The sequence below is a fragment of the Desulfobaculum senezii genome (genome assembly GCF_054657395.1).
This window is the reverse complement of record NZ_BAAHYU010000003.1, coordinates 1,192,402-1,204,360: the sequence shown is the minus strand read 5'-3', so window position 1 is coordinate 1,204,360 and position 11,959 is coordinate 1,192,402. Positions and strand designations below refer to the sequence as shown.

The window sequence follows — 11,959 nt, the reverse complement described above, 5'->3', positions numbered from 1 at the left end:
GCTACCCCTTAAAGGCCTTGGCGATGCCGTTTTGCACGGAGATGGTCATTTTCTTCCAGTAGTCCTCTTCCAGCCACAAGGCCTCGCCCATGCTCTCGGCGTCCAGATCCCGCTGCGGAAACCACTTGCGGGACAGGGCCACCATCTGGGCCAGCGTGTTATCCCGCAGCCCTTCGGCTACGGCCTCGACTTTCCCACGGTGATGTTCAGGTCCGGCTTGTACTGCTCAAGCACCGCGCCGGCGATCTCCAGCACCGCGCCCGGAATCTCCAGCAGCTCGCGCAGCGCCTCGCGGCTGCCCGAGTCCGCGGTGCGCGTCAGAAAATTCTGCGCCGGGGCAACCTTGCTGGTGGGCGTCATGGCGTTCACGTAGGCGTTGAAGTCATGCAGGGTGACGTTAAAGATCAGTTCCTTGTCATTCACGGTCAGTTCGATAGCGCGGGGCATTGCATCCTCACTTTGTGTTTATGAGCTGGAAAAGCTGCTCGAAACGCTTGTCAAAGCGGTCTTCAAAGCCTTCCAGCATCTTTTCCAGATCCTGTTTCGATGTGTAGTTTCGGGCCACATACAGCTGAAAATTCTGCAACCTTGTCTGCGAAGTCTGGGCGACCTGAAATAGGTAGCAATTCCAAAGGATCAGAAAAGGCCACACATGCCGGGCGAAAAGCTCCATAATTTCAGGCCACGTCATGCCCGCCCCGTTCTCCGCTTACCGCCGAAGATCTCCACCAGCAGCGGTTGCAGGTTCTTCACGGTGCGCTCGCCAAACAGGAAGCCAAGGACCAGCATATTGATGACGATCAGCGCCGTTTCCTGCTTGTCGGTCAGACTCCACTGCGAAAACCACAGCCAGTCCATGTACAGGGCGGCAAAGCCCCACACAGGGCGCTGACACCCGCGCAGGAAGATCACCAACCGCCCGACGAACGGCAGCGCGGTGAGGTCTTTTGCCGTGCCCTCCAGCTGGGCCGCGCGGCGCGTCACTTCCTTGTCCGCCTCCATGGCCAGCGCCATCAGCTCACGCTCTCGGCGGAGCTCGGCCTCGGTGATCTTGGCGGAGAGTTTCGCCTTCTCGGCTTCGCTCATGTCCGGGGGAAAGTAGTCCTTCACCGTGTCCGCAATGGTCTTGACCACACCGCCGCCGAAAAAGTTGCTCACTGCGTCAAAGAATCCCATGCGCCCTCCTATGCGGCGTGCAGCAGATCACGCAGGGCGCACACGCGGCGCGTCCAGCCAAGGTGAAAAGTGCGGAAGTGCTTCTGCCCGGCAAGGCGGTTGTAGTAGCTCTGCCGCTCCCACAGAATGGCGTCCGCCAGCCGCTCATAGCCCTTCCGGGCGCTGGTCAGGCGTACGGCCTCCAGCGTCTTCGGCCCCATGAGGCCGTCCACGGTCAGGGCCATATCCGGGTCAATGGTTCGGATGGCCGCCTGCAGAAAGCGCACGGCCCGGCGCGGGCCGCAGTTCACGGCGGAGTCAAACACGGCCGCGCCCACAGGGGCAGGCATCTGGCCGCAGTGTGTGGCGTCCCAAAATTTCTGGCGGTAGAACTCCCGCGCGGTGTCCGGCGTCAGGGCGCGGATATCGTCGGCGTCCACGTCGCCGTCCCCATCGATGTCAGCGGCGTCCGGGTTCTGGCCGCGCAGCCACCGCAGGGACACGCCAAAATTCGTGGCTCCGCCGGGGTCGTCCGGGTGGTCCACAAATCCGCCCTCGTGCTTCAGTACGAAATCAACGGCTTTTTCAAAATTCATGCGTGTGCCTCCATGTCGGCTTGGCAGTCTATGCAGTATTGGCAGCCCAGCACGGCCTTGCGGCGCGCCTCCGGGATTGGCTCCCCGCAACGTAGGCAATGCGTCCGGCTTGGCCCTGCGGACAGCGCGCGGCGCGCGGCGCGTCCAAGGCGGGCCAAGGCCGCGCGGCGTTGCCGGGTTTCAAGCTCCTGTGCGCGGTCAATGTCGTCCATTACGCCGTCAGCCCCTCAGTTTCGGCGGCGTCGAGGTACGGAACGCCGTTGATGCGCACGAAGTCGGGGCTGGTTACGTCAAAGGGAATCTTGGTGGTGTGCTTCTCGCCCCCGCTGCCGTCGAAATCCAGCAGGCTGTCCACCTTAACCTTGCAGCTGAAGGCCTCCACCTTCATTTCCTCGCCCGTCAGGGTGCGGGCAAAGAAGACGAGGTCAAACGGCTCCAGCGCGCGCCACGATCCGGCGGCCTTGGCGGCCTCGCTCATGGTCTTGAGGTCAAGGGCGTCCAGCTCCAGTTCTCCCGAGGCCTCCACATCGCCGGAAACCCAGCCATTGGGCACGCCCCGGTCCTTGGCCACCGCCGTGTTATCCGTGATGGACAAGGTGGCCTTGTCCACATGGATGGCAAGATCTCCCACCGTGACGTCAAAATCCTTTCCGCTGATTCTCTGTCCCATTTATGCCTCCGCCCCGTAATTTGTGAGGTCCAGCAGGATGTTGCAGGTGATGGACTTCGGGCAATTGTAAGGCCGCACCACCATGTAGAGTTCCACCGCCGTGCGCGTAGGCCACGTGATGCTTATGTCTCCATCCTGCGGCGGCTTCACCTCGCCGGGGAAGGTCTGGCCAAGGATGTTCACGCTGTGCGACATCTCGCGCAGCGGGCGCATGAAATAGGTCGAATTCTGGGCAATGGACGCGGGGGTGGAGTTCAGCCGACGGTCCGCGATGCGCGCAACCGCCAAGGGGTAGACCTTGCGCATGGCCTTCTGCACCACGCGCAGATTCTCCACCACCTGATAATCACCGCCGGGCACGTCCAGCATGTTGCCGTCCCCCCAGTACATACCGGGGTAGTCCGGATACCACTGCGGCACCGAGAACCGAGCGCGGTCCAGATCCTGAAGGATAGCCATGTCCAGCTTGCGGCCCGTATTATCCACCGGGCGCTGCGACCACTCGCCCACCAGCGCCCCCGTGTTCACCCGCATGGGCGAATCCGCGACGGTGACGGAACGGTCACACAGACGGCCCGCCAGCGTGCCCAGCTCATGGCCCCACAACTGGGGAACAATGAGCACCTGATTCGCTGCGATGCCATCGGTCAGCGCCTTGATATCCGCCACATAGCTGGCCCAGTCCTCGCCCGTGTCGGGCGCGGGATCGATGGCGCGGGTGTAGGCCATGAAGAACAGCGGACGCATGTACTTGCCCATGATCTCGGCAGCCTTGGCCTGCATGGCCTCCAGCTCCACCGCGCTCTGCACGGGATCCACCACAACAACGGCCTCCACGGACGTTTCCTCCATGGCGGCGTCCACGGCGTCCTCCCATGTGGCGGCTTCGGCCAGCGGATATACCGCGGCGCTCCAGTTCTGCCCGGCGTTCAGCTTGGCCGCCTCCACCTGCGTTTTCAGCAGGCTGGTTTCAGCGCCCAGAACCTCGTCCAGATCGGTATCCGGGGTCACGGTCAGGAGCTGGCCCGCGTTCGTGGCGCACAGCCCGACAAAGAGGAAATAGCGCTCAATGTCCGGCAGCTGCCCCTGATTCAAATTCAGGTTGTTGACCTGCACTTTACCCAGTGCCATGGGAACTCCTTGGTTAAATCTTGCCTTTCTTGCGGAGCTTGCTCAGAGCCTGCCGCGCCATCTCATCCAGTATGTCGTGCGCCTGATCCGGATTCACACCGAGGAACGGCCGCGCCGGGGTGCCTATGGTCCAATCGTCCTTGGGGTTGTAGCCGGAAAGATCCAGCCACACCTTGACCGCCTCGTCCTGCCGCATGTGCTCCATGATCCACTTTTGGGGCACGCGCACCCGGCGGACCTTTCCGGACGGGAGACGTTTTTCCCTGCGGTAACCGAGACGGATAATCTCCCGCGCCAGCCAGCGTTCACACTTCGCCTTGGCGGTGTAGAAATCCTTGTCATGGGCTTTGCCGCCCCGGCCGCTGTAGCGCTCTTCCTTGCCGTGCTGGTGCTTGTCCGCAATTTTGGCGGTGTAGCTGTTGCGCCAGCTCACCCTGCCCGCGCCCACGCGCTCGGCGTCTATGCTCATCAAGCGGGCCAGCCCCATCAGCATGCGCTTGTTCTGCTCCGGGCGGGGCTTGCCGCTCTTGCCCTTCTTGCGCGGGGCAAATGGTGCGCCGTCCACGCAGCGCTGCTGCCGTACGTTCTTGCGCGACTCCTTACGCACCTGCATGACGACTGCCCGCGCCACCTTGCGGCGGCTCTCGGGCGGCAGGGTCAGGACGTCCAGCTGCTCATGCAGGCGCAACTGGCTCTTGCGCGAAACGTTAAACTCCAGCAGTTCCCCCATGCCCTAGCTCTCCACCCCGGCGGTCGCGTTCCCCTGCATGTCGTCCAGCTGCTCGGCCACATCCACCGGAACAGGCGCGACGCTCCAGCGCGATCCGTTCCACAGCACGCGCCCGGACTCGTCCTGCACAATTTCCACCCGCTCCTTGAACGGAATGCCAAAGGACACATCCGCCGAATGATCGTCATTCAGGGCCACGTCCACGTCCGGCATTTCAAGCCCCTGTGCGTTCCGCTCCGCGTCATGCTCCAGCAGCCACACGGAAATATGCGCCAGCAGTTCGGCGGCGTCGCCGGGGTAACGCTTGATGATGATCTGCCCTTCATATTTGAAGTGGCAGACCACAACGCCCTGCCCCAGATCCACACCGCCCACATCGATCTCCCCAAGGCTGGCCCAAGCGTCAAAATTGCCCCTCGGCAGCCCCGTCTGGCGCAGCAGATAGTCACACAGCCCTTGCAGCTTTTTCATATGAGCCTCACGCTCACGCGGTCATGGCCCCGCAGGTTTGCAAGAGCCTCTTCCGCGTACTGGAGCCACTTCCCTTCCGTCAGCGCCGTTTCCTCGGCGTCGGCCAGCGTGTCCTTGGCGGAGCTGGAACGGGTCAGCGGCCGAAATTCCCATGTCAAAAACGCTACAGCCCGGCAGGAAACGGCGTGCAGGTAGCAGCCCACCAGCCTGCTCTGCCCGGCCAGCGTACTGGCGGGAACCTCGGCAAGGGTGGCGTAGCCTGCGGCGCGCTGCTCTGCCTGAAAGTCGGCAAGCTGCTGGTTGGCCCAGTCCATGGCGCGGGTGATGGCAGTGGCAAGGGTTGGTGTCTCGTGCTCGGCTGGCGTGCGGTAGGATGCGGCGAAGTCAGCCAGATCAACGTCCGGCCAGAATCCGTCATTGTGCACCACTTCCGTCTGGGGTGTATCTGTGAAGCCGGAGAACGACATAGAAGCCTCTTGACCAGTTCCCGCCGGGCCGCGTGTTGGCGCGAGGCCGCACCGGCCCGGCGGAACTGGCAGGGGTGTGGGTTAGCTCGTTTCGGTTGCGGCCTTGATCTTCTTGGCCAGCTTGTCCCGGCGCGTCTTCACCTGGGCGCCAAGCTCCAGCGCCTTGTTCAGCGCATTGAGCGCAGCGGCGTCCTCGCCCTGATTTTCCAGCAGGAAGCCATGAAGGCGCAGATACTTTGCGCGCAGGGCGTCGGGCACATCCCATGCGTCGGGTGCGTCCGAGGTCACGCGGTCCAGAACGGTAGAAAAATACGGCTGGGGGCTGCGCCCGGCGTCGTGCTCACGCTCCGCCCAGTCCATTACGGCGTCCGCCAAGAACGTGCGCAGGTCACGGTTGAAACGCTCCGGCATGGGAATGCCCTGCTCGTCGCAATACAGGCCCAAATCCAGCGCCCCTTCCATGTCGCCCACGTCGCACAGCCAGACGAAATACTGTCCCAGTAGCGGGTGGAGCTCGCCGGACTCGCGCAGCCGCGCCACGTGTTCGCGGTACTTCGGGACCAGCTGCTCGCGCTTGAACGTAATCTTGCGCTCTACGCTCTTGGTGTCCCCCAAGCGGCGCAGGTCTTCGGCCACGGAATCCATCAGCATACCGTCCGCCTGCTGCTTGCCAATGCGCCCACTGGTCGCCGGAGTCGGCGCAGAGGGAGCCGCCACAGCCTTTGCCGCCTGCGGGTCGCCTTCAACGCGCCGCTTATGCTCTAAAAAAAGACTCATGCTTCACCCCTGAGAAGCGGGGGCGGCACCACGCCGCCCCCTGTTGGAAGAAGGAATCGCCTAACTCCACGAACCGTCGGCGCTCTTGACCATCACGTTCTTGAAGTCCCAAGCCACCATGGCTTTCGGATTCTCAACCACATACCCCTCGTTTCGGGAGTTGTAGTCCTCGGTGCGGTTCTTCTCGGGCTTGTCCTTGAGGTTGCGCCTCCAGCTGCTGCCCTGCGTGTAGATGGAAAGGTTCTTGGTGCTGGTGATGACCAGTCCACGGCCGGGGAAGTTGCTCGGCGTCTGCCACGGCAGGCCACCCAGAACGGCCAGCGCCGTGTTCATCGCGTTCTTTTCGGTGGGCTTGCCACCTACGGCGGCAAACAGTGCGGCCCGCTCCTGTGCGATCAGCTCGTCCCCCACCAAGACCTGAAGATCTTTGCGCAGGTACAGGGGAATCCCCTGAAGCAGATCGTTCACGGCGACATCAAGGTTGATGTAGTCGCCGCCCTCGCCGATGCGCAGTTCTCCGGCGGTCGCGCCTTCTTGCAGGACATTGCCGGGGCACTTTTCGCGCATGTACTGGAGCCAGCCCTTGTTCACGTCCTGAAGCATGGGATAGGTGGCAAGGTCAGTGGTGTCCGCAACCTGCTCGCCGTACCAGCCGACCAGCTCACGGTCATTGGCAATGCGGTCCTGCACGTAGCGGGTGTAGCGCTGCGCGAAGTCCTTAAAGCGCGCCCACGCATCAAGGGTGGAATAGGGCAAGTAGACGTCGCTGTCCGTCTGGGCCAGCTTGTAGCCATACTGCGCCATGCCCAGCACATTGCGCGGGGTGCGCTCGTTGCCGTCCACGGACACGTCCGTGCGGCCAGAAACAGGACCGGCGGCAAAGCCAAGGATGTTCTGGCCTTCCATGTCATCCACGGTGATGACGTTGATCTGGGGCAGGAAGGTGGACTGCTCCACAATCTTGTCCTGCCAGCGCTGCTCAACGCTCGGCGCAATGCTGAACTGCTGCCTCACGTCGTCCACCTCGTGGACGCGGGCAATCTGCTGGCCCAGCGCGTTATACTGCTGTCTGGTTGCGTTTCTCATGCGTCGCCCCCTACATCACATCGCCGGAGAGATCGGCGGGTCCGGAGTTTTCCGAAGCGGGGGTGCCGGGTGCGGCGGCTTCCATGCGCTGGGTCAGTTTGGTGACGGAATCCGTCAGCGCTTCCAGCTTGCCGAAAATTTCTTTGCTGGCGTCGGCCTTTTCCTCGGGGGCGGGCGTCGGGGCTTCCGGCTCCGGCTGCTTCCCTTCTGCGCCCTGCGCAGTGAACTTGTCGCCCAGCTCCTCCACCTTTGCGGTGAGGCCAGCCAGCGCGCCGTTCAGCGCATCAAACTGCTCTTTGTCCACGTTGTTCTCCTCGTGTTGTTCGGGTTCCTGCGCCGGGGCCGCGCCCTTGCTGCCAAAGCCAAGCAGGTGAAAAAGTTTATTCAACAAGGTGGCGGCCTCTTCCTCGCCCTCTGCATCCGCCTCCAGCTGCGCCAGCTCCACGCCTGCGTAAAATTCGTTCTCCGGGGCGTGCTTCCTCTGCGAAAACTTCAACTCATCCGTCCCGAGGGACGCGGGGCTGTCGGTCACGCCGAGGCCGGCAAGATAGTGCTTGCCCGTCCCGGCAAAATTAGGAGTCAGCTCCATGGACGTGTACATGCGCTGGCCATCCTTGATTGACTGGAGCAAACGAACGTTCGGCTCCAACTGCGCGTACAGGCCAACAATGCCGTCGCCCTCGTCCTTGGCCTTCAGGGCCACAACCTTCCCGGAGTTGCCGAGAAAGCGGAAATGCTCCGGCCAAATGAGGGCCGTATAGACCTTGGGGTCATACGTTTCAGCGGCCTCGCGCAGCCACTGCGCGTCAATCTCGCGACCGTCACAGGTCGGGCCGGACTGCCCAACTTTGATAAAGTCTGTGGTGAGTTTCATAGGAATGATGTTACGCCACGCAGTAACGCGCGCACAACAAAGTGAATTCCGATTGGCGCTCAATCGGAACAGAGATACGGGAATGCAATGGTGGGAACATGTATTGATAGTGTATGGCACACTATCCGGATGAAGTCAGGCGCGCGGCGCGCTCCTTGTACCTGCGTGGTTACAAGATAAAGGAGATCGCCACAACGCTGAATGTACCAAAGCGCACCGTCTACCACTGGGCGCAAGCTGAAGACTGGGAAGACCTTGTCTCCCACCAGACGGCAGAAGAAGCCATCCAGCGTCGGCTGGCCCTGCTGGCGGAGCGTGACGGCAAATCACCTGCGGAGTTGAAGGAAATAGACTGTCTCGTCTCCGGGCTGGAACGCCTGACGCGGCTGGCGCAGCGCCCAAAGGCAGCGCAGGAGCACGCAGGCGACGCCCCGGCGCAGTCCAGCCAAAGGAACAAGGGCCGCCCGAACAAACGCGGCAAGGGCAAAACGAAAAACGACGTCTCGCATCTGACGGCGGATGACTTCCAAAAGCTCCACCAACACTATTTCCAATACCAGTTGGAGCTGTACGCGAATCGCCACCACCGCAACCGCCAGATACTCAAGTCCCGCCAGATCGGCGCAACGTGGTACTTCGCGCAGGAGGCCTTCGAGAACGCGTGCCTCACTGGGGACAACCAAATCTTTTTGAGCGCCACCCGCGCACAGGCCGACGTGTTCCGGGAATACATCGTGAACATTGCGGGCGAGGCCTTTGACCTTGAGCTGAAGGGCAAGGACAAGTTGCAGCTACACACCGCGCACGGTCCGGCCACGCTCTACTTTCTGTCCAACAACTCCAAAAGCGCGCAGTCCTACCACGGCCATGTCTACATAGACGAGTTTTTCTGGATCTGCCGCTTCAATGACCTCTACAAGGTCGCCACAGGCATGGCGGCCCACAAGAAATGGCGGCGCACGCTCTTCTCCACACCCTCGGCGGTCACGCATGAGGCCTATGATCTCTGGACGGGCGAGCGCTTCCAGAAGCGGTACAAGAAAAAGCGCGCGCAGTTTCCCAGCTTTAAGGAGTCGCAGGGCGGCGTCCTGTGCCCGGACAACACATGGCGCAAGATCATCACCCTTGAGGACGCCGAGGCCGGAGGCTGCGACCTCTTCGACGTAAAGGAACTCAAGCTGGAGTACAGCCCGGATGAATTCCGGAATCTGTTTATGTGCGAGTTCGTGGACGACACGTGGAGCGTCTTCCGGCTGGCGGATCTGGAACTCTGCCCCGTGGATCCGGACGACGAGTGGCCGGACTTCACCCCCGGCGCGCAGCGTCCCTTCGGCAATGCTCCCGTGTGGGGCGGCTACGATCCCAGCCGCAGCCGGGACGATGCGTCCTTTGTCATCCTCGCGCCACCGCTGGAATCCGGCGGCCGCTTCCGCGTGCTGGAGCGCTACAAATGGACGGACAAATCCTTCACGTGGCAGGCGGAACGCATCAAGGAACTCACGGAGCGCTACAACTTCGAGCACATCGGCGTGGATACCACCGGGCCGGGCATTGGCGTGTACGACGCCATCAAGGGCTTTTTCCCCATGGCGCAGAGCATCCACTACAGCGTGCAGGCCAAGAACATGCTTGTGCTCAAGGCCAAGGACGTCATCGAAAACGGCAGGCTGGAATGGAACAGCGTCTGGTCCGACATCGGGCACGCGTTCCTGACCATCCGGCAGGGACTGACGAACAGTGGCCAGATGACCTACAGCGCGGGCCGCACGGCCAACACCGGGCACGCTGACGTCGCGTGGGCCATCATGCACGCCCTCGCACACGAACCCCTCACCGAACAGAAAGGCGGCCGCGTGGTCGTCTCCTAGGAGCATTCATGGGCAGGAAGAAGAATAGGACGCAGGACGGAGCCACGGACGCCCCGCAGGCCTCAGCCGCAAACGCCATGCACTTCACCTTCGGGGATCCGGAGCCGGTCCTTTCCGGCCAAATATACGACTCGCTTGGTGTGTGGCTGCTGGACAATGGCCGCTACTACCAGACGCCCGTCCCGCTCATCGGGCTAACGCGCCTCACGCGCAGCAACGCCTACCATGGGCCGCTTCTGGAGTTCAAAGCCAACATGATCATGCGCGGCTTTCACGGCTCGGCCATGCTGCCGCGCAAGGCCATGCACGCCATGGTGACGGACTTCGTCACCTTCGCCAACGCCTACGCGCAGATCATCCGCAACTGGATGGGCGAGGTGATAGGCCTGCGCCACCTGCCCGCCATCAACATGCGCCGGATGAAGGATCCGGACCACTATTGCCAGCTGGGCCTGACGGGAAACATCACGGAGTTCCAGCCCGGCGAGGTGCTGCACCTGCGCAACTACGACGTGTCCCAGTCCATCTACGGCGTGCCCGGCTACCTCGGCGCAATCCAGTCTATGCTGCTCAATGAGGACGCCACCCTGTTCCGCCGCAAGTATTACAAAAACGGCGCGCACATGGGCTACATCCTTTACGCGGGCGGCAACATGGAGCAGCGCTATCAGGAGCAGATAGAAGCCGCCATGAAGAACACCAAGGGCGCGGGCAACTTCCGGAACATGTTCATTCACATGCCACAAGGCGGCAAGGACCAGCTCCAAATCCTGCCCGTGGGCGACTTCTCCACGCGGGACGAGCTGGAGAAGATCAAGAACCTGACGCGGGACGACATCATCGCCGCCCACCGCGTCCCGCCCGCGCTGGCCGCCATCATCCCGAACAACACGGGCGGCTTTGGCGACGTGGAGAAAATCGACAGCGTGTACCAGCGGAACGAGGTGCAACCCGTCCGGGAACTCCTGCTGGAAGTGAACGAAATACTGCCACAGCAGGGGCGCGTTTCCTTTATAACCGACGGGGAATAGTGTACATTGTCACCAATTCGTGAGGTTGAGACAATGAGTGCAATCAGAGTTCGATGCAACAAGTGCGGCTACGTGGCGCGGGTGGAAAGCTCCAAGGAACTGGGCGGGGAGTTGAAGCAGCTCTATTGCAGTTGCCGCAACCTAGAATGCGGGCACACCTTCGTGATGGACCTCGCCTTCTCCCACACACTCAGCCCATCCGCGCTGGACCTGCCGGCAGCTGTGCGGAAGCGGCTTCAAAAGGCAACAGCGTCAGAACAAAAAATGCTGTTCGCATGTTGCTCGGCGTAACCACGTACGGGCAAAACCACGAACAAACAAAGCCCCCGGCCGTTCTGGTCGGGGGCTTTGTTTGTAGCTGGTCAGAGTTACAACGCCTGCGAACACTTCCAAACAGCATCAGCCCAGTGCTCCTCAGAAACAATGGCAATCTGCGCCTTGCCTTCGGCCTTGAAGCTCATCGCCTTTTCAATCTTGCGGCCATAGGTGGAGTGGATCCAATCGCGGCTCCCAATGGAACCTATCACAAGGTAATCCGTATTCAGCCGGACACTCGACTGGGCAAACCCGCCAAGGCTTGTCACCACATGTTGGCACTTGCTGCGCGTACCACACGCAAACTTGCCAGTAAGACAAAAGCACGCATCCTCAAATTGGATATTGGGCAAGGGGTCATCAAGGGGCAAGCTGCAACTCAGCGAGTGCGCACACTCCGGTGCGGCATCTTGCCCGCAAATGTCACGCAATATCTCGAAAAGCTCTTTGCGTTCCTCTGCATCAATCACGTCGTCCTCAAGCATGGCGGCGATTCGCTTGCTTAAATGAGAAACCACAAAGTCATTGGATGCAAGCAGGTGATTCACTTTGAGCCACTGCACCAAAGCCGCGGCCTCCCCCTCGCTCACTTCGCCGTCTGCGATAAACCCTTTGGCCATGCCAATAAGTTCATCAACCGTTCTGTCCGATACCCGCGCTCTATTAACGGAGCGCGCAGGCTGCCCATCTATATCAGTCCAAATATCAGTCATATTCTGCCCCCTTACGTTTTTTGCCCGATAGCAACAAACGGCGAACAAGTAAATATAAAGGGTCAGATATTGACC

18 protein-coding genes are annotated in these 11,959 nt (G+C 61.5%); 3 read left to right on the top strand and 15 right to left on the bottom strand.

Translation table 11 applies throughout. The annotated features are described in order from the left end of the window. Nucleotide 1: 1 nt before the first annotated feature. From ACYQ2T_RS14410 to ACYQ2T_RS14345, 14 genes are all read right to left on the bottom strand, one after another. Complete coding sequence (locus ACYQ2T_RS14410) at nucleotides 2-145, bottom strand: DUF6890 family protein (protein WP_459901477.1); 144 nt, start codon at nucleotides 143-145, stop codon at nucleotides 2-4. A 32-nt stretch (nucleotides 146-177) separates the two neighbouring features. Continuing rightward, nucleotides 178-447: a putative phage tail assembly chaperone gene (locus ACYQ2T_RS14405; protein ID WP_459901476.1), complete on the bottom strand. Its 270-nt coding sequence runs from the start codon at nucleotides 445-447 to the stop codon at nucleotides 178-180. A 7-nt stretch (nucleotides 448-454) separates the two neighbouring features. After that, the gene (locus ACYQ2T_RS14400) at nucleotides 455-691 is read right to left on the bottom strand and encodes a hypothetical protein (protein WP_459901474.1); all 237 of its coding nucleotides are present in this window, start codon (nucleotides 689-691) and stop codon (nucleotides 455-457) included. After that, a complete protein-coding gene (locus ACYQ2T_RS14395) occupies nucleotides 688-1,176 on the bottom strand; it encodes a hypothetical protein (RefSeq protein WP_459901472.1) in 489 nt (162 codons plus the stop codon). The genes ACYQ2T_RS14400 and ACYQ2T_RS14395 overlap by 4 nt, the downstream gene beginning before the upstream one ends. An 8-nt stretch (nucleotides 1,177-1,184) precedes the next feature. After that, a complete protein-coding gene (locus ACYQ2T_RS14390; RefSeq protein ID WP_459901470.1) occupies nucleotides 1,185-1,751 on the bottom strand; it encodes a glycoside hydrolase family 108 protein in 567 nt (188 codons plus the stop codon). Further along, the gene (locus ACYQ2T_RS14385; protein WP_459901468.1) at nucleotides 1,748-1,963 is read right to left on the bottom strand and encodes a TraR/DksA C4-type zinc finger protein; all 216 of its coding nucleotides are present in this window, start codon (nucleotides 1,961-1,963) and stop codon (nucleotides 1,748-1,750) included. The genes ACYQ2T_RS14390 and ACYQ2T_RS14385 overlap by 4 nt, the downstream gene beginning before the upstream one ends. Beyond that, a complete protein-coding gene (locus ACYQ2T_RS14380; protein ID WP_459901467.1) occupies nucleotides 1,963-2,421 on the bottom strand; it encodes a phage protein in 459 nt (152 codons plus the stop codon). The genes ACYQ2T_RS14385 and ACYQ2T_RS14380 overlap by 1 nt, the downstream gene beginning before the upstream one ends. Next, entirely contained in the window at nucleotides 2,422-3,552 is a 1,131-nt protein-coding gene (locus tag ACYQ2T_RS14375; protein ID WP_459901465.1) for a DUF2586 domain-containing protein, read from the bottom strand. 13 nt (nucleotides 3,553-3,565) lie between these two features. Then, nucleotides 3,566-4,282 carry a phage virion morphogenesis family protein gene (locus ACYQ2T_RS14370; protein ID WP_459901463.1) on the bottom strand — a complete coding sequence of 239 codons (717 nt, stop codon included), beginning with the start codon at nucleotides 4,280-4,282 and terminating at the stop codon, nucleotides 3,566-3,568. A gap of 3 nt (nucleotides 4,283-4,285) precedes the next feature. Then, the gene (locus ACYQ2T_RS14365) at nucleotides 4,286-4,753 is read right to left on the bottom strand and encodes a phage tail protein (protein WP_459901461.1); all 468 of its coding nucleotides are present in this window, start codon (nucleotides 4,751-4,753) and stop codon (nucleotides 4,286-4,288) included. Next, nucleotides 4,750-5,220, bottom strand: coding sequence for a head completion/stabilization protein (locus ACYQ2T_RS14360; RefSeq protein ID WP_459901459.1), 471 nt, complete (start codon nucleotides 5,218-5,220; stop codon nucleotides 4,750-4,752). The genes ACYQ2T_RS14365 and ACYQ2T_RS14360 overlap by 4 nt, the downstream gene beginning before the upstream one ends. Nucleotides 5,221-5,301: 81 nt before the next feature. Next, a complete protein-coding gene (gpM, locus tag ACYQ2T_RS14355; protein ID WP_459901457.1) occupies nucleotides 5,302-5,997 on the bottom strand; it encodes a phage terminase small subunit in 696 nt (231 codons plus the stop codon). 60 nt (nucleotides 5,998-6,057) lie between these two features. Next, entirely contained in the window at nucleotides 6,058-7,083 is a 1,026-nt protein-coding gene (locus ACYQ2T_RS14350) for a phage major capsid protein, P2 family (protein ID WP_459901456.1), read from the bottom strand. A gap of 10 nt (nucleotides 7,084-7,093) precedes the next feature. After that, complete coding sequence (locus ACYQ2T_RS14345; RefSeq protein WP_459901455.1) at nucleotides 7,094-7,957, bottom strand: GPO family capsid scaffolding protein; 864 nt, start codon at nucleotides 7,955-7,957, stop codon at nucleotides 7,094-7,096. A 113-nt stretch (nucleotides 7,958-8,070) separates the two neighbouring features. Between ACYQ2T_RS14345 and ACYQ2T_RS14340 the strand changes: the two genes are divergently transcribed. Genes ACYQ2T_RS14340 through ACYQ2T_RS14330 form a run of 3 tightly spaced genes read left to right on the top strand, consistent with a single transcriptional unit; the run spans nucleotide 8,071 to nucleotide 11,147 of the window. Continuing rightward, nucleotides 8,071-9,825, top strand: coding sequence for a terminase large subunit domain-containing protein (locus ACYQ2T_RS14340; RefSeq protein ID WP_459901453.1), 1,755 nt, complete (start codon nucleotides 8,071-8,073; stop codon nucleotides 9,823-9,825). 8 nt (nucleotides 9,826-9,833) lie between these two features. Continuing rightward, complete coding sequence (locus ACYQ2T_RS14335; RefSeq protein WP_459901451.1) at nucleotides 9,834-10,856, top strand: phage portal protein; 1,023 nt, start codon at nucleotides 9,834-9,836, stop codon at nucleotides 10,854-10,856. A gap of 33 nt (nucleotides 10,857-10,889) precedes the next feature. After that, entirely contained in the window at nucleotides 10,890-11,147 is a 258-nt protein-coding gene (locus ACYQ2T_RS14330; RefSeq protein ID WP_459901449.1) for an ogr/Delta-like zinc finger family protein, read from the top strand. A gap of 77 nt (nucleotides 11,148-11,224) precedes the next feature. Here the strand turns inward: ACYQ2T_RS14330 and ACYQ2T_RS14325 are convergent, their stop codons facing one another. Next, nucleotides 11,225-11,884 (bottom strand): BRCT domain-containing protein, encoded by a 660-nt coding sequence (locus ACYQ2T_RS14325; RefSeq protein ID WP_459901447.1) that lies wholly within the window; start codon nucleotides 11,882-11,884, stop codon nucleotides 11,225-11,227. Between the last annotated feature and the right edge of the window lie 75 nt (nucleotides 11,885-11,959).